This is a genomic window from Kitasatospora sp. NPDC005748, from assembly GCF_040630735.1.
Classification (GTDB): domain Bacteria; phylum Actinomycetota; class Actinomycetes; order Streptomycetales; family Streptomycetaceae; genus Kitasatospora.
In genome coordinates, this window is sequence record NZ_JBEXYD010000012.1 from 57,274 (window position 1) to 72,725 (window position 15,452).

General features: G+C 74.4%; 15 protein-coding genes and 1 pseudogene. 4 read left to right on the plus strand and 12 right to left on the minus strand.

Features of this window, described 5'->3' with window-relative positions:
- Nucleotides 1-104: 104 nt before the first annotated feature.
- Nucleotides 105-725: a TetR family transcriptional regulator gene (locus ABZ495_RS12425; RefSeq protein WP_329490582.1), complete on the minus strand. Its 621-nt coding sequence runs from the start codon at nucleotides 723-725 to the stop codon at nucleotides 105-107.
- Between the two features lie 300 nt (nucleotides 726-1,025).
- Here ABZ495_RS12425 and ABZ495_RS12430 point away from each other — a divergent pair, with 300 nt between their 5' ends.
- The 3 genes from ABZ495_RS12430 (at nucleotide 1,026) to ABZ495_RS12440 (ending at nucleotide 3,485) form a co-directional block, all read left to right on the plus strand.
- A complete protein-coding gene (locus tag ABZ495_RS12430) occupies nucleotides 1,026-1,790 on the plus strand; it encodes an SDR family NAD(P)-dependent oxidoreductase (protein WP_359804300.1) in 765 nt (254 codons plus the stop codon).
- A 160-nt stretch (nucleotides 1,791-1,950) separates the two neighbouring features.
- A complete protein-coding gene (locus ABZ495_RS12435) occupies nucleotides 1,951-3,051 on the plus strand; it encodes an FHA domain-containing protein (RefSeq protein WP_359835608.1) in 1,101 nt (366 codons plus the stop codon).
- Nucleotides 3,052-3,092: 41 nt separating this feature from the next.
- Nucleotides 3,093-3,485 (plus strand): hypothetical protein, encoded by a 393-nt coding sequence (locus ABZ495_RS12440; protein ID WP_329490579.1) that lies wholly within the window; start codon nucleotides 3,093-3,095, stop codon nucleotides 3,483-3,485.
- Nucleotides 3,486-4,082: 597 nt separating this feature from the next.
- Here the strand turns inward: ABZ495_RS12440 and ABZ495_RS12445 are convergent.
- The 5 genes and pseudogenes from ABZ495_RS12445 to ABZ495_RS12465 all read right to left on the minus strand — a co-directional run bounded on the left by ABZ495_RS12445 (nucleotide 4,083) and on the right by ABZ495_RS12465 (nucleotide 7,450).
- Nucleotides 4,083-5,042, minus strand: coding sequence for a phosphotriesterase (locus ABZ495_RS12445; protein WP_359804298.1), 960 nt, complete (start codon nucleotides 5,040-5,042; stop codon nucleotides 4,083-4,085).
- A complete protein-coding gene (locus ABZ495_RS12450) occupies nucleotides 5,039-5,455 on the minus strand; it encodes a carboxymuconolactone decarboxylase family protein (protein WP_359804297.1) in 417 nt (138 codons plus the stop codon). Before ABZ495_RS12450 ends, ABZ495_RS12445 begins: the two co-directional genes overlap by 4 nt.
- A gap of 14 nt (nucleotides 5,456-5,469) precedes the next feature.
- On the minus strand, nucleotides 5,470-6,090 hold the full coding sequence (locus ABZ495_RS12455; protein ID WP_359835610.1) for a DUF4865 family protein: 621 nt from the start codon (nucleotides 6,088-6,090) through the stop codon (nucleotides 5,470-5,472).
- Between the two features lie 77 nt (nucleotides 6,091-6,167).
- A pseudogene (locus ABZ495_RS12460) lies at nucleotides 6,168-6,293 on the minus strand (TetR/AcrR family transcriptional regulator); the annotation flags it as partial.
- A 137-nt stretch (nucleotides 6,294-6,430) separates the two neighbouring features.
- Entirely contained in the window at nucleotides 6,431-7,450 is a 1,020-nt protein-coding gene (locus tag ABZ495_RS12465) for an LLM class flavin-dependent oxidoreductase (protein ID WP_359835612.1), read from the minus strand.
- A gap of 418 nt (nucleotides 7,451-7,868) precedes the next feature.
- Between ABZ495_RS12465 and ABZ495_RS12470 the strand changes: the two genes are divergently transcribed.
- A complete protein-coding gene (locus tag ABZ495_RS12470; protein WP_359804294.1) occupies nucleotides 7,869-8,858 on the plus strand; it encodes an aldo/keto reductase in 990 nt (329 codons plus the stop codon).
- A 250-nt stretch (nucleotides 8,859-9,108) separates the two neighbouring features.
- Here ABZ495_RS12470 and ABZ495_RS12475 read toward each other — a convergent pair whose 3' ends face one another.
- The 6 genes from ABZ495_RS12475 to ABZ495_RS12500 all read right to left on the minus strand — a co-directional run bounded on the left by ABZ495_RS12475 (nucleotide 9,109) and on the right by ABZ495_RS12500 (nucleotide 15,113).
- The gene (locus ABZ495_RS12475) at nucleotides 9,109-10,185 is read right to left on the minus strand and encodes an LLM class flavin-dependent oxidoreductase (RefSeq protein WP_359835614.1); all 1,077 of its coding nucleotides are present in this window, start codon (nucleotides 10,183-10,185) and stop codon (nucleotides 9,109-9,111) included.
- 4 nt (nucleotides 10,186-10,189) lie between these two features.
- A complete protein-coding gene (locus tag ABZ495_RS12480) occupies nucleotides 10,190-11,095 on the minus strand; it encodes an ABC transporter substrate-binding protein (RefSeq protein ID WP_352291142.1) in 906 nt (301 codons plus the stop codon).
- 55 nt (nucleotides 11,096-11,150) lie between these two features.
- Nucleotides 11,151-11,924, minus strand: a complete 774-nt coding sequence (locus ABZ495_RS12485; RefSeq protein WP_359835616.1) for an ABC transporter ATP-binding protein — start codon at nucleotides 11,922-11,924, stop codon at nucleotides 11,151-11,153.
- On the minus strand, nucleotides 11,921-12,727 hold the full coding sequence (locus ABZ495_RS12490) for an ABC transporter permease (RefSeq protein ID WP_329492337.1): 807 nt from the start codon (nucleotides 12,725-12,727) through the stop codon (nucleotides 11,921-11,923). Before ABZ495_RS12490 ends, ABZ495_RS12485 begins: the two co-directional genes overlap by 4 nt.
- A gap of 128 nt (nucleotides 12,728-12,855) precedes the next feature.
- Nucleotides 12,856-13,878, minus strand: coding sequence for an ABC transporter substrate-binding protein (locus ABZ495_RS12495; protein WP_359835618.1), 1,023 nt, complete (start codon nucleotides 13,876-13,878; stop codon nucleotides 12,856-12,858).
- A gap of 152 nt (nucleotides 13,879-14,030) precedes the next feature.
- Nucleotides 14,031-15,113 (minus strand): ABC transporter substrate-binding protein, encoded by a 1,083-nt coding sequence (locus ABZ495_RS12500; RefSeq protein ID WP_359835620.1) that lies wholly within the window; start codon nucleotides 15,111-15,113, stop codon nucleotides 14,031-14,033.
- Nucleotides 15,114-15,452 lie beyond the last annotated feature (339 nt).

Sequence of the window (15,452 nt, forward strand, 5' to 3'; positions counted from 1 at the left end):
CGCGGAAGAGCGGGCTGGCACGAGCGGAGTGACGGGCAGTGTGACGAGCGGGGTGGCGGGCGGTGTGGCGGGCGATGCGACGGGCGGCCCGGGCTGACCTCGCGTCAGCTGACGCTGCTCCAGAGGCGCAGGCCGGCCGTCAGTTCGCGCATGCACCGGGCGCCCAGCTCCTGGGGCGAGCCCGGCCCGGCGGCGGGGGCGTCGGAGAAGGCCCACTCCTCCAGGGCCACCCGGATGGCGGTGGTCGCGGCGGCGGCCGCGAGCCGGATCTCCAGCTCGTCGGTACCCCGGGGGCAGCGGGCGGTGAGCACCGCGCGCAGCCGCTCCTCCGAGTCGGCGTGCACGCGCTGCCAGACCGAGTCGAGCCGGGGATCGCGAAGCAGGTCGCGGGTCCAGTGCATGGCCTCCACGCCCGGGGTGTCGGTGGGCGTCAGCGACTCGACCGCCGAACGCTCCAGCGCCTCGCGGACCGGCAGATCGGCCGAGCTCTCCGCGAAGAGCAGCACCCACCGCCGGCCGCCGGCCGCCAGCAGCGGGGCGACGGCGTCCTCCTTCACGGAGAAGTAGCGGTAGAAGGTGCGCACCGAGATGCCGGAGGCGAGCGCGATCTCCTCGGCGGTGGTCGCCTCGGCCCCGCGCTCGGCGAACAGCGCGGCGGCGGTACGGGCGATCTCCAGCCGGGTGGTGTCACGGCGGCGTTGGTTCAGGGTGGGGCGTCCGATCACAGCACTCAGCGTACGCGGACCGACGCACGCGGTGGCGCGATATGCCGGGGTGGCGCGTTGTGCCGGGATGGCGTGTTGTGCCGGGGTGGCGTGTTGTGCCGGGGTGGCGCGACACGCCCGGGTGGCGCGGCGTGCCTCGGCGGCGTTCCGCGCCGGGCGGGCGTCAGCGGTATGACGTCCAACCGAATCTGTATGGCACATCGTGCCACTTTGGCCCGACGCGACTTATTGGCACGATGTGCCACTTCGTCGTACCGTGTCAATCGAGGTCGCGAGACCACGAACGAACGGAGAACCACCATGGAGCGCTTCAGCGGGCGGAACGTCCTGATCACCGGCGGCGGCTCGGGGATCGGCCAGGCCACCGTGCACCGGATCCTCGCCGAGGGCGGGCGGGTCGTCGCGGTCGACGTCAATGAGGACGGCCTGAAGGCCACCCTGGACCGGGCGACCGGTGACGGGACCGCCGACCGGCTGACGACCTCGGTCGTGGACATCTCGGACGAGGACGCCGTCCGCGCGGGCGTGGCCGAGGCGGTGGCCGGACTCGGCGGGCTCGACGTCCTGGTCAACGCGGCCGGGATCCTGCGCTCCTCGCACACCCACGAGACCAGCCTGGAGTTCTGGAACACGCTGATCGCGGTCAACCTGACCGGCACCTTTCTGATGACCCGCGAGGCGCTGCCGGCCCTGCTCGCCGACGGGCGGGGCGTGGTGGTGAACTTCAGCTCCACCTCCGCGACCTTCGCGCACCCCTACATGGCCGCGTACGCCGCGACCAAGGGCGGCATCCAGTCGTTCACCCACGCGATCGCCTCGGAGTACGCCAAGCGGGGACTGCGCGCGGTCTGCGTCGCCCCGGGCAGCATCGACAGCGGCATGACCAACAACCCGGGCCTGCCCGCCGACGCCGACTTCAGCCTGCTCGCCAAGCTCTCCCCCGCGCTCGGCCAGGGCTTCGCCGGGCCGGAGACGGTGGCCGGCGTGATCGCCATGCTGGCCTCGGACGATGGCGCCTTCGTCACCGGCACCGAGATCCGGATCGACGGCGGCACCCACATGTGACCCCGACCGGGCGGCTGGCCGACCCGGTGGGCCCCGGGGGCTGTCCCGGGGCGCCGAGGTGGCCTTTACTGGAGGTGAGGGCACCCGAGCCGGCGGACGGACGCCGCACCGTGTCGCCGCCGCCGGTGGTTCAGCAGCCCGCCCGGCAGGAGGCCGTGCCATGAGCTCACCGTCGCGGGAACAAGCCTTACCCCGTCTGGTCGTCGACACCCCCGGCCGGCTCCGGGGCGAGGTCTTCGAACTGACCGACCGGCCGCTGCTCGTCGGCCGGGACGCCACCTGCCAGATCCGGGTGGGCGAGCCCGGCGTCAGCCGGCGCCACGCCGTGGTGCAGCGGTCGGCCGGTCACACCACCGTCGAGGACCTGGCCTCCACCAACGGCACCCGGCTCAACGGCCACCCGGTGCACGGACAGGAGGAGCTGCACGCCGGGGACGTCCTGGACTTCGGCCCCTTCGAGGTGCACTACGAGGACCCCTGGGAGGCCGCCACCGCCATCCTTCCCGGCCCCGGCACGGGGGACCCGGCGCAGAGCCCGGCGGAGCGGCCCGCCGATGTCACCCGGACCGCCGCGCTGCCGCTCCAGCCGGAGCCGTCGGAGCGCCACGAGTACCAGGAACGCCAGGAGTACCGGCAACCGCAGGAGCAGCCGCGCGGGCTGCGGGGTCCGCTCGTGCCGCCGTCGGCGCCGCAGCAGCAGCAGTACCCACCACAGCAGTACCCTCCGCCGCCGCAGTACCCGTCGGCGCGGCCGCCACCGCCAGGCCACCGCCCGCCACCGCCCGGGCCGCCCGACCGCCCGGCGGCACCGCCGTACGGGGCGGAGCGCAGGTTCGAGGTGGGGCAGCAGCAGGCGGGCAACCTCAGCAACGTCGCGGGCGACCAGTACAACTACGTCACGCAGGCCCGGCGGGAGAGCTTCTTCCGCGAGATCGCGGCCACCCGGACCAGGGCGCGGCACCTGGTGGTGGCGGGCTTCCTGCTCTTCGTGGTCGGCGGCGCGGTCTACGGCTGGGCGATCATCCGCTTCATCGCCGAGACCAACGACGCGGCCAACACCGACAGCCCCGACCTGACCGTGCCCAATGTCCTCGGCCCGGAGATCGGCGGTATGCCGGTGGGCGCCATCGGCTTCGGGGTGGCCGCGATCGGCAGTGTTCTGATCCTCGTCGGAATCGTCCTGCACATCGTGGTCACCTCCCGTCGCCGGCGCTTCGAGTCGGCGGAAGCGCAGCGGCTCCAGGCGCCACCGCCCCGCTGAGACTCCCCAGCGTCCAAGGACCGACTCCCCGGAGGGACGCCATGGTCTTCAACATCGGCAACCAGCAGGGCGGCGTGATCAACAACGTCGCCGGTGACCAGACGGTCCGGGGCGGCCAGACGGGCCACTTCACGGCGGCCGGGCAGGACGTCCGCGCGCTGGTCGGCGAACTCCGCTCCGCCGCCGAGCGGGCGCAGCTTCCCCCGGCGGTCGCCCCCGAGGTCCGGACCGAGCTCGACGCGCTGGACACGGAGGTCGCGCGACCGGAGCCCGACCGCGAGGCGGTCGCGGGCCGGCTCACCAGGATCACCCGCCTGCTCGGCTCGGCCGGTGCACTCGTCGCCGCCGGTACCGGCCTGCTCGGGCCCCTCTCGGCCCTGGCGGGCTGGCTCGGCGCACTGGGACAGCCGATCCTCCGGGCACTCGGCGGCTGACCCGGCCCCCGGCCGGGCGGTCGCACGCCAACGCGGGCCGCCCGGTCCTCAGCGGTCGGTCCGGGGACGGCGCAGCCCGTACCGGTCCGCCGAGCCGCTCTCCGCCTTCTCCTCCTCGGCCCACCGGCTCGGCACATCGGGCCGGCCGATCCTCCGAGCACTCGGCCCCGGCCGGGCGGTCGCACGGCAACGCGGCGCCGCGTGGCCCGCAGCAGAGGGCCGACGGGACGACCAGTACCCTCTCCGCAGCCCTGACCGGCCTACTCGGACCGCACTCCACCCCGGCGAACGGCTCGACGCTGCGGACGGCTGTGCCGAACGCGCCGACCCCACCGGCCCGGCAGCACGAGCCCTCGACGAACGCCCACGAGCCGCCCGCCGCGCTCGCCGCGACCGGTATGGGTTCGCCCGGCCATCGGGCAGCCCACCCGAGTCCCGGTCGAGCGGCCCCGCCGGGCAGGCAACGCAGCGGGTCGGGGAGCAGCCCGCGGCACAGCCGGTGCACCTGTCATCGGCTCGGACCGCCCCACCCCGGCGGGGTGGCGGCCACTGCGGCCCGGCGGCGCAGAGCGCTCAGTGGGGCGCTCAGTGGGGCGCTCAGTGGGGCGCCCAGCGGACGGTCAGGGCCTGGGCGGGGTTGGTGACGAGGAGGCGTCGGGCCAGGTCCGGGCCGAACTCGCGGTCCAGGCGCGGAGCGAGGGCCGTGAGCAGGTGGGTGGGTCCAGGGCTGTGCCGGGCGGTGCGGGTGGTGGTGTCACCGCCGAGGAGCAGCCGGTCGGCGTGGCCGGCCTCGACCAGCGCGGCGACGGTGTCGAACAGGTGGTGGTCGGTGGCGTGATGGGTTCGGGAGGGACCGTCCAGGGCCAGGTAGGCGCCGGAGGCGGCGAGGTGCCGGTGCAGCCGCAGGTCGGGCAGCCGGTTGAGGTGGCCGAGGATGACCCGGTGGGCCGGCACGCCGTGCTGCCCGCAGAGCAGGTCGAGGACGTCCGAGGCGGCGGTCCCGAGTTCGTGGTGGACGGCGATCGGCGCGCCGGTGGCGTGGTGCGCCTCGGCCGCCGCCGCCATCACCCGGCGGGTGTGCGGGCCGAGGCCGTGGTAGTCGCCCGCCACCTTGATCAGTCCGGCCCGGACGCCCGCGGGCGCGGCGCGCAGACCGGTGGTCAGCTCGGCGGTGAACAGCTCGGCGAGCCCTTCGTAGCGCTCGGCCAGCCACTGCGGGTCGTAGTGGACGTCCTGGTGCAGGCCGGTGGCCGCGACCAGGTGGACGCCGGTCGCGCGGGCGAGACCGGGGAGCGCGAAGGCGCCGCGGCCCATGCCGTGCGGGGTCCACTGGACCATCGCCCGGCCGCCGGCCGCCGCGAAGTCGCGCAGCACCCGCTCGGCGGCCGCCGGGTCGTCCAGTTCCTCGCCGGGCAGCCGGGGGCTGCGCAGGAACAGGTGGTCGTGGGCGTCACAGACGCCGAACTCGGCCGGGTCGAGGTCACCCAGAACGGTGCGGACGGCACCGCCCCCGGCGCCGGCGGCAACCTCGGCGGCACTGTCGACAGAAGCACTCACGCGGCCCGGCCCCCGGTCTCCGCCTCGGCGAAGGCGGTCTTCGCCACCCGCAGGGCGGCCAGGGCCTTGGGCACGCCGACGTAGGGCGCGAGGTGGACCAGCACCTCGGTGATCTCCTCTCTGCTCAGCCCGACCCGCAGGCTGTTGCGGACGTGGTCGGCGAGCTGCGGCTCCACCCCGCCGAGGGCGGTGAGCGCGGCCAGGTTGGCCACCTGGCGGTCGCGCAGCGCCAGCCCGGGCCGCTGGTAGGTGCCGCCGAAAAGGCTGGTGACGATCCAGTCGGCGAAGCCGGGCGCCAGCGCGTCCAGGCCGGTCAGGGTGGCGGCCTGGGTCTGCGGCCCGGCGAGTTCGTCCAGGAGCGCGTAGCCGGCGGCGCGGTCGAGCGGGGCGGGGACGAGGTCGGCGGGGTTCACGGGGTGTGGTCCTTTCACCAGTGGCGGCCGGCGGGCAGCCGGTCGAGTTCGGGGGTCGACAGGTGCAGCACCCGGTAGCGGGTGCCCGGGGCGTCCTCCGGGACCGGGCCGCTCCAGAGCGCGATGCGCAGCAGTTCCCAGCGGTCGGGGTCGACGGCGACGGCCGCCGTGTGCAGCGCCGGGTGGTCGGGCAGGGACGCGAGGGCGGCCTCGACCGCCTCGGCCGGGTCGGCGCCGTCCGGGAGTAGTTCGAGGTGGCGGCTGGCGAAACCGGCGGACCCGTCCGCGTCACCGCGCAGCAGACCGCCGCGCGGCGGTCCGTCCCGGCGCGGACCTCGGTGGCGCAGACCGGCGCCGAGCCAGTGCCGGACGGCCGGACGGCCGAAGTCGGCACTCAGGCCCCGGAAGCCCGGGCCCCAGAGGAAGCTGTTCATGCCCTCGGCGGTCCGCCAGAGGTAGAGCGGGGCGTACTGGTTGACGGGCGAGTCGTCGCGGCCGCGCTCGCGCACCAGGTACGCCTTGAGGCCGAGGCCGGGGTAGGCGTCGAGCAGGTGGCCCTTCTCGGCGACCCGCCGGTGGATGATCCCCGTGTCGTAGTCGGCGGGGAGGGTGATCTCGTACTGCATGGCGTGCACGTCGGGCTCCTGGTGGGGGCTTCGGACAGGGCGGGGCGGCTCACCTCGGCCGGTAGGCGGTCTCGGCCGGTGCGGTACGCGGCGAGCAGTCCGAGCGCGTCCCGGACGGCCCGGTCGAACGGCCCGGCCGTACCGGCGGCGCGGGCGAGCACGTAGCCGCCCTGGACGACGGCGACCACGGCCGCGGCGGTGTCGGCCGGGTTGCCGTTGCCATGCGGCGACTGTACCTACTGGTACGTCCAATGTACATACCAGTAGGTACAGAGCCGCGATGGCGGCTGCCGGAGCCCCGGGAAGCGGGAGCCTCACCGGGTGACGGTGGTGCGCGCGGGGTCGCCGGTCAGGGCAGCTCGCGGCGGATCACCGGGGCGACCTCGGCGGCGAACAGCTCCAGCTGCTCGTGCTGGACGTCCTCGGTGAGGGCGTCCACGCCGATGCCCACCACCTCGTTGCCGAACGCCTCGTGGTAGCGGTGGATCTTCTCGATCACCTGCTGCGGGCTGCCGACCAGCGCCGAGCCGCGTTCCAGCGCGTCCTCCAGCGACTCGAACGGCGAGTTGTTGTGCCTGCCGGCCGCCGAGCCGAGCAGGGCGTCCCAGTACGGGCGGAAGCCCTCGATCGCGTCCTGCGAGCGCTTGGCGACGAACAGGCCGCCGAAGCTCGTCCCGACCCGGGCGTCCTTGGGGTCGCGGCCGTAGTGCTCCCAGCGCTCGCGGTAGTGGTCGACCAGCGCCTTGTACTTGGCCAGCGGATGGAAGGAGTTGGCGGAGAACAGCGGGTCCCCGAAGCGGGCGGCGAGGTCCGTGGACTGTTCGCTGGTCGCGCTGCCGTGCCAGACCGGGATCGGGTCCTGGTACGGACGCGGCGAGGTGGTGACCTCCCTGAGTGGCGGGCGGGTGCTCCCCTCCCAGCTGACCTTCTCCTCCCGCCAGAGCCGGTGCAGCAGTCCGTAGTTCTCGGCCAGCGCGTCCCACTGGCGGTCCTCCGGCAGCCCGAACAGGTCGAAGTGGCGCGGGTCGTTGCCCTTGCCGATGATCAGTTCGAGGCGGCCGCCGGAGAGTTGGTCGAGCACCGCGTAGTCCTCCGCGACCCGGACCGGGTCCAGGATGCTGAGCACCGTGACGGTGGTGAAGAGCCGGATCGTGGAGGTACGGGCGGCGATGGCGCTGAGCAGCACGGGGGGCGCCGGGGAGAGGAACGGTTCGCCGTGCCGCTCCCCCACGCCGTAGCCGTCGTAGCCGAGCCGTTCGGCGGTGACGGCCTGGTCGATGACGTTGTGCAGCTTCTCGTAGGTCGTGCGCCGCACTCCGGTGACGGGGTCGGGTCCGTTGGAGACGAGGGACGAGACGGTGAACCGCATGGCGGTCTCCTTGTGGGGCGTTCGGTGGTCGCTCGGCGGGGTGCGCCGGCGCTCGGCGGGGATCCACCGGGGAGGTCCGGGGATCCGGAGGGAACCGGGGATCCGGAGGGAACCGGGGATCCGGGAGGAACGGGGATCCCGGGGGGAACGGCGGCGCGGCGCACCCGGGCCCCGGCGGCCCCGCACCCAGGGGCCGATCGCGCTCACACGGGAGCGGCGGCGGGACGGGAGGGGAGCTTGGGCGGCGGCGGCGTCAGCGCGAGCCGCGGACGGGGCGACAACAGCGCGGGAGAGCTGCGCAGATGGTCATACCGGCTCCCCTTCGCCTCGCACACACACGATCCACCGCGAGCATATGCACCGGTCAGGGGCGGGGCAAGAGCTTGATCGGGGCGACGGTCCTGGCAGGATGTCCGACATGACGTACCTCGCCGCGGATGACCGCTATGCCTCGATGACCTACCGCCGGGCCGGCCGCAGTGGCGTCCAGCTGCCCGCCGTCTCGCTCGGCCTGTGGCACAACTTCGGTGACGCCCAGCCGCTGGAGGTGCAGCGGGCGGTGCTGCGCCGCGCCTTCGACCGGGGCGTCACCCACTTCGACCTGGCGAACAACTACGGCCCGCCGTACGGCAGCGCCGAGCGCAACTTCGGCTACCTCTTCGCGCAGGACTTCCGCCCGTACCGGGACGAGATGTTCATCGCCAGCAAGGCGGGCTGGGACATGTGGCCCGGCCCGTACGGCGACGGCGGCAGCCGCAAGTACCTGCTGGCCAGCCTGGACCAGTCGCTGGGCCGGATGGGCCTGGACTACGTGGACGTCTTCTACTCGCACCGCCACGACCCCGACACCCCGCTCGAAGAGACGATGGGCGCGCTGGACTCGGCCGTCCGCTCGGGGAAGGCCCTGTACGCGGGGATCTCCAACTACCCGGCCGAGCAGCACCGGGAGGCCGTCGCGATCCTGCGCGAGCTGGGCACCCCGGCTCTGCTGAACCAGTCCGCCTACTCGATCCTCGACCGCTCCGTGGAGGAGGGGGTGCTGGACGCGGTCGGCGACACCCGGACCAGCCTGATCGCCTACTCCCCGCTCGCCCAGGGGCTGCTGACGGACCGCTACCTCTCCGGCGAGGTGCCCGCCGGGTCGCGGATGTCGGTCGGGCGGTTCCTGAACAAGGAGGCGCTGACCGGCCCGAAGCTGGAGCAGCTGCGCTCACTGAACAAGGTCGCCGAGCGGCGCGGGCAGACCCTCGCCCAGCTGGCGCTGTCCTGGGTGCTCCGCGACGACCGGGTGGCATCGGTGATCATCGGCGCGAGCAGCGTCGCCCAGCTCGACCAGAACATCGACGCGCTGAACGGCGGCCCGCTGACCGCCGAGGACCTCGCGGAGATCGACGCGCTCAGCCGCTGAGCCGTCCCGGCCGCCTGATCCGGCAGTCCCGGCAGTCCCGGCAGTCCGTACAGTGCCGGCCCGAGCTTCCTCGGGCGACACCGCGTGACCTGCCGGGACTTCGGGCGTTGTACCGTCCGCACACGTCCTTCGAGACCCTGGAGTCCCCGTGCGGACGCTCCTCCTGCGCACTCTCGCGCGCTTCGCCCGACAGCTGGCACTGACCTCGCCGGTGCCGTTCCCCGTACTGCCGGGCACCTTCGCCCCTCCGCTAACGGCGGCCCACGCCGAGCGCGGGTAGCACCGTCTCGGCGACCCGGTGCGCCTCTTCGAGCAGCGGGTTGCCGGAGAGGATGAAGGTGTCCACACCGAGCGACTCGAACTCCTGGAGACGCTCGACCACCTGGGCGGTCGAACCGACCACCGCCGTACCGGGGCCGGGGCGGAACAGGCTCATCCCGGGCCACAGGTTCGGGTGGCTCTCCAACTCCCTTGCCCGCGCGGGCACTCGGCTCCCGTGCTGGCGGAACTGGCGCTGCCAGCCGACCCCGTCCTCACCGGTCGCCCCGCCGAGCTGCCGGGCGTAGGTGGCCTCGCTGGTGACGTCGAGCAGCCGGTCGGCGGCGGCCCAGGCCTCGTCCTCGGTGTCGCGGACGATCAGGTGCAGCCGCAGGCCGATCCGCAGGGTGCGCCCGTACGCGGCGGCGCGCTCGCGGACCAGGTCCAGCTTCTCCCGGAGCTGCTGGGGCGGTTCGCCCCAGGTCAGGTAGACGTCCACGTGCTCGGCGGCCATCTCGATGCCGGCCGCCGAACTGCCGCCGAACCAGAGCGGGATGCCGCCCGGCTGGACCGGAGCGAGTTCGCGCAGGCTCGCGCCGGCGTTCTTCAGCTCGTAGAACTCGCCTTTGTGGTCGAAGACTTCACCGGAGGTGAGGCGCCGGACGATCGACCAGTACTCGGCGCTCAACCGGTACCGGTCGTCGTGCCCGACGTCCAGGCCGTACTCGCGCAGCTGCGCGGTGGAGCCGTTCACGACGTTGAACCGGAGCCGGCCGCCGTGCAGATGGTCGAAGCTGAGCGCCATCTTCGCCAGCAGGGTGGGCGAGATGAGCCCGGGGTGGACGGCCAGCAGCGGCTTGAACGCGGGGGTGGTGGCGGCGGCCAGCGCGTTGCCGAGGTCCCAGACGTCGTAGAGGTCGGTCGCCAGCAGCGCGCCTGTGTAGCCCAGGCGCTCGACGCTGCCCGCGAGTTGCTGGAGGTAGCGGAGGTCGACCGGGCGTCGGCCGGCCGGTTCCCAGGGGTAGTGGCCCTCGCGCGGGATGATGTACCAGAGGACTTCGGAGGCCATCGGGTCAGACCGCCTTGGCGAGTGCGGCGGCCACCGGGGCCTCCAGCGCGGGCAGATGGGCGTCGGCGACGGTCAGCGCGCGGTCGATGAAGCCGACGCCGTGGAAGATGTCCGCGGCCTCCTGCTGCTCGGCGACGAACCCGGCGGTGGCGGGCTCCAGCCGCCACGGCAGGGCGGTCAGCGCCTGCTCCCAGTCCTCCACCGCCCCGCCCAGGTCGGCGGCGGCGATCGCGGCCGCCTCGGCCGGGTGGGCGGCCACCCAGGCATCGGCCCGGCGCAGCGCGGCCGCGATCGCCGCGACCACCTCGGGGCGCTCGGTGGCGAAGTCCCGGCGGGTGAAGAACACCGAGCGGTCGGTGATGACGTCACCGGTGCGGATCAGCTCGCGGAACCGCCCGCTCCGGCGGGCGGCGGCCAGTTCGGCGCCCTGGGCGATCCAGCCGAGGATCTCGCCGTCGCGCAGCCGCTGCGCCTGGTCCTCGTCGGCGGCCGGGCGGACCGGGGTGATGTCGGTCGCGTAGGAGAGGCCCTCGGCGTGCAGCGCCTTGGCCAGCAGGTGGGTCTGCCAGGAGCCGACGGCCAGCACGACGGTGCCGCCCCTCAAATCGGCGACGGAGGCCACCGGGCCGTCGGCGAGCACCAGCAGCGCACCGTGGTCGGGGCGGGGAGCGGAGACCGCCGCGTACACCAGGTCGTGGCCGGCGGCCTGGGCGGTGACCGGCGGGGTGGAGCCGGTGCCGCCGAAGTCGATGGTGCCGTCGGCCAGCAGGGCGCCCGTACGGGTTCCGTCGGCGTAGTGGTGGAAGACGCCGGTCTCACCGAGCGGGGCCAGCTCCTCGGCCAGGTGGTCCAGCCGGGAGAGGTAGTAGAGCGAGGGGTTGCTGGCGTGGACGCCGAGGGTGATGGCCATGGTGATCTCCGGTGTACTGGCAGGGGCTTGGGGGTGGGGAATGCGAAGTGCGGGGTCAGTGGACGCCGAGGTCGGCGAGCAGGCGGCGGCGCAGCTCGGCGAAGGCCGGGTCGGCCGGGTCCCGCGGGCGCTCGACGGCGACCCGCTCGTCGCGGACCAGCCTGCCGTCCCGCAGGACGGCGACCCGGTCGGCGAGCCGGACGGCCTCCTCCACGTCATGGGTGACCAGCAGGACGGCCGGGCGGTGGCGGCGGACGAGGTCACCGACCAGGTCCTGCATCCGTAGCCGGGTGAGGGCGTCCAGGGCGGCGAACGGCTCGTCCAGGAGGAGGAGTTGCGGCTCCCGGACGAGCGCCCGGGCGAGCGCCGCCCGCTGCGCCTCACCGCCGGAGAGGGTGGCCGGCCAGGCGTCGGCGTGCTTCTCCAGCCCGACCTCGGCGAGTGCCCGCAGGGCGGTCTCCCGGGTCGCGGCGCCGCGCGGCAGCCCGACGGTGACGTTGGCGAGCACCCGCTTGGACGGCACCAGGCGGGGCTCCTGGAAGACCACCGTGCGGACCGGCGGAACGAGCACCGTACCGGCGTCGGCCCTGTCCAGGGCGCCGAGGATCCGCAGCAGGGTGGTCTTGCCGGTTCCGCTGGCGCCGAGCAGGGCGACGAACTCGCCCCGGGCGATGGACAGGTCCACCCCGTCGAGGACGGCCCGGGTGCCGAAGACCCGGCGCAGGCCGCGCAGGTGGACGGCGGGGGCGCCGTCCCCGGCCGCGACGGCGCCGGTGGTCGGGGGCACGGCGGCGACGGTCGGGGTCGCGGTGGTGGTCGGGGTGCTCATCGGCCTGCTCCTTGGGTGGCCTTGCGCCAGGGCATCAGGAAGCGCTCCAGGAGGCGGACCACACCGTCCGCGGTGAGGCCGAGCAGCCCGTAGATCAGGATGCAGACGGCGAGGACGTCGGTGCGCGAGAAGTTCTGCGCCTGGGCCATCAGATAGCCGATGCCCTCGGTGGAGTTGATCTCCTCGGCGGCGATCAGCGCGATCACACTGAGCGTCATCGAGAGCCGCAGCCCGGAGAGCAGCGAGGGCAGCGCACCGGGCAGCACCACGGTCCGGACGATCGCCCAGCGGCCGAGACCGAAGCTGCGCATCGCCTCGATCAGCTTGCGGTCGGTGTTGCGCACGCCCCCGGAGGTGGAGACGTACATCGGGAAGCTGGTCGCGACCCCGATCAGGGCGATCTTCGCCGTCTCGGTGATGCCGAACCAGACCATGAAGAGCGGGACCAGGGCGAGGAACGGCACCGTGCGCAGGACCTGCACCGCGGAGTCCAGCAGCTCCTCGCCCAGCCGGAAGAACCCGGTGACGACGCCGAGCACCAGCCCGGCGCCGGCCCCGAAGACCAGGCCGAGGCCGGCCCGGGTGAGCGAGACGGTGAGCGCGTCGGTGAGCTGGCCGTTGCCCCAGAGCTCGCCGACCGCGTCGGCGACCTGGGCGGGCGAGGCGAGCACGTCCTGGGTGAGCGCCCCGGTGGCGGAGGCCAGCGCCCAGCCGCCGAGCAGGGCGAGCGGGCCGATGGTGCGCAGGATCAGCGCGACGGCGCGGGGGCGGGGCGCGGGCAGCCGGGTGCGCGGGGCGACCAGACCGGCTTCGAGGGCCGCGACGGTGCCGTCGTCGGCGGTGGCGGCCCCGGTGGCGGCATCCCCGGTGGCGCCTACGGTGGCGTCCCCGGTGGCCTCCCGGGTGACGGCGGGCGCGTCGGTCACGGTGCTCACTTGGCACCGTCCGCGAGGGTGGCGATGTCGATCAGGTACGGCTTCACGTCGACCAGCTGCTTGGTGACCTTCTGGTCGGCGAAGAACGCCGCCACCGTGGCGAAACGGGCGGTGTCGGCCTCGGTGATCACGTCGGCGGTGGCGCTCTGCCGGGTGACGGCGACCGCGATCTCCCTCTCGGCGGGGGTGACGGCGGTCGGCCCGGAGTCGGTGAACACGTTGAGGTAGCCCGCCGGGTCCGCCTTCTCCTTCAGGCCGCCCTCGTGCAGGTAGGCGTAGAAGGCCTTGACCACCTCGGGGTGCTTCTCGGCGAAGCCGTTGCGCACCGCCCAGACCGCGTAGTTGTCGGAGCCGACCTCCTTGCCGTTGACCAGGAAGTGCGCGCCGGAGTTGGCGATCGACGGGGTGGAGAAGGTGTTCCAGGTCGCCCAGGCGTCCACCTGGCCGGAGTTGAAGACGCCCGAGGTCTGGTCGGCGCGCAGGTAGACGCGTTCGACCCGATCGGCCGGCACGCCGCTCTTCTCCAGGGCCTTGAGCAACAGGTACTCGCTGGTGCCGCCCTGGCTCACCGCGACCTTCCGGCCGGCCAGGTCCTGGACGGACTTGATGGGCGAGTCGTTCTTCACCAGGATGCCCTCGCCCACGCCGTCCGGCGCCGTCTGGGCGAACAGCTTGAAGCCTGGCTTCTGCGCCAGGGCGGCGACGGCCGAGGTGATCGACCCCAGCGCGACGTCGAGCTGGTCGGCGGAGAGCGCCTGGGCGGCGGGGGCGAACGGGCCGGCGCTCCCCGTCCAGGCGACCTTGGCGTGGACGGCGGCGAGGGCCCGGTCGAGCGAGCCGTCCTTCTTGCCCAGGGCGAGGAAGCCGCTGTTGCCCGGGTCCGGCAGGCGCAGCACCACCTCGGCCCTGCCTCCCCCGTCGGCGGAGGCCTTGGCGCCACCGGCGGACGAACCGCAGGCGGCCAGGGCGGTGGTGGTGAGCAACGCGGTGGCGGCGAGGGCGAGGCGGCGGGTCTTCACGGTCAGCTCCAGGGGAATCGGCAGGCCGGCGGGCGCGGCAGAGGGCAGGACAGCGGCGGGGGGGCAGGACAGCGACGGGCGCGGCAGAGGGCAGGACAGCGACGCGGACAGAGCGGCGCGGCGGGCGGGGCGGCGGCGTGGGGTGAGCGGCCTCAGGCCGGCCCGGCCGCGGCGCGGCGGGCGGCGAGCAGGGCGCGGGCGGCGCGCAGCGGCTCGGGGTCCGCCCAGGCGGCGACGTCGACGGGGGCGCCGAGGAAGCCCTGGTGGCGCAGGAAGCGCTCCTGCTGCTCCAACAGGCCGAGGCGCTCCTGCGAGAGGTCGAGGTGCAGGGTGCGGTGCCCGCCCGCCGCGTAGGCGCCGGCGACGCCCTCGGCGCCGGCGCCGGTCTCGGCCCTTAGGATCCGGGCCACCTCGGCGGGGTTCCCGGCGGCCCAGTCGGCGGCCTCCAGCAGGACGGCCAGGAAGCGGACGACCAGGTCCGGACGCTCGTCCAGCAGCCGCTGGTGGACGGTGACCGGGCGCGGTGTGCCGTTGTTGACCCGGCGGCGGCGGTCCGGCACGGCGTCCAGCTCGATCGCGACCTCGGCGCCGAACCGGCGGGCCGCCTCGACGGCCAGCGCACCCTTGACGTACACCGCGTCCACCACGCCGTCGCGCAGCGCGGCCAGTTCGGCGGCCCACTGCCCACCGCCCGGGGCGGCCGGGACGTCGACCAACTCGGCGTCGTCCAGGGTGAGTCCGGCCGTGGCGAGGGCCCCGTGCAGACCGGCCAGGGCCATCGCCCGCCAGAAGTCGATGCCGATCCCATGGCGTGGGACGGCCAGTCGCAGCCCGCGCAGCTGCCCGGGCGAGCCGATCCCGCTGCCGGCCCGGACCAGGACGACCTGACGCTCCTCGATCCAGGTGAGACCGATCAGCCGGGTCCGCTCGCCGCGCGAACGGGCCCAGAGCGCGGGCACGTTGCCGCCTTCGCGGAACAGGCCGGTGAGGGCGTGGGTGTAGTGGTGGTCGGCGGCCACCTCCGGCGGGGCGTCCTGGAGCGAGCGGACGGTGATGCCGTCGGCGGCGAACTCCCGGGCGAAGCGGCCCTGGTCGGCGGCGATGCCGGTGGCGGTGGGGACGGGGCAGCGGGTGAACCAGAGCGTGGCCGGGGCGTCGGCCGCGACACCGGCCGCGGCGGCGGGTGCGGCGTCGGAGGGGGCGGCATCGGCGGTGGAGCGGGCGTGGCTGGGCACGGTGACGGGTCCTCTGGCTGGGCGGATGCGGGCAGCGGCGGGGCGCGGCACCGGACGTGGTCGGTCGGAGGGAGAGGGTTGAGCGGAGGGCTGAGCAGCGGGCTGCACGGGGGCCGACCGGGGAAGCGGGTGGGGAGCGGGCGGGCGGTCCGACCGTGACGCGGCCGGGCGACGGGCCCATGGCGGTGCGGGAGGGCACCGACCTGGGAGGGCCCGGGGCGCGGTGCGGCGTTTCGACCGGCTCGGGGGCTACGGCGGGTCAGCGACAACAGGTGCAGGGGGCGGAGCACCGGTGGGTCGTCACGGCGCTGCTCCTTCCTGCCGGTTGGGTGGCCCGGG

Coding starts and splice junctions, on each gene's coding strand:
- ABZ495_RS12430 (WP_359804300.1), top strand. CDS start 1,026: ATGGAGCGCTTCAGCGGGCGGAACGTCCTGATCACCGGCGGCGGCTCG.
- ABZ495_RS12435 (WP_359835608.1), top strand. CDS start 1,951: ATGAGCTCACCGTCGCGGGAACAAGCCTTACCCCGTCTGGTCGTCGAC.
- ABZ495_RS12440 (WP_329490579.1), top strand. CDS start 3,093: ATGGTCTTCAACATCGGCAACCAGCAGGGCGGCGTGATCAACAACGTC.
- ABZ495_RS12465 (WP_359835612.1), bottom strand. CDS start 7,450: ATGCGGTTCACCGTCTCGTCCCTCGTCTCCAACGGACCCGACCCCGTC.
- ABZ495_RS12470 (WP_359804294.1), top strand. CDS start 7,869: ATGACGTACCTCGCCGCGGATGACCGCTATGCCTCGATGACCTACCGC.
- ABZ495_RS12475 (WP_359835614.1), bottom strand. CDS start 10,185: ATGGCCTCCGAAGTCCTCTGGTACATCATCCCGCGCGAGGGCCACTAC.
- ABZ495_RS12480 (WP_352291142.1), bottom strand. CDS start 11,095: ATGGCCATCACCCTCGGCGTCCACGCCAGCAACCCCTCGCTCTACTAC.
- ABZ495_RS12485 (WP_359835616.1), bottom strand. CDS start 11,924: ATGAGCACCCCGACCACCACCGCGACCCCGACCGTCGCCGCCGTGCCC.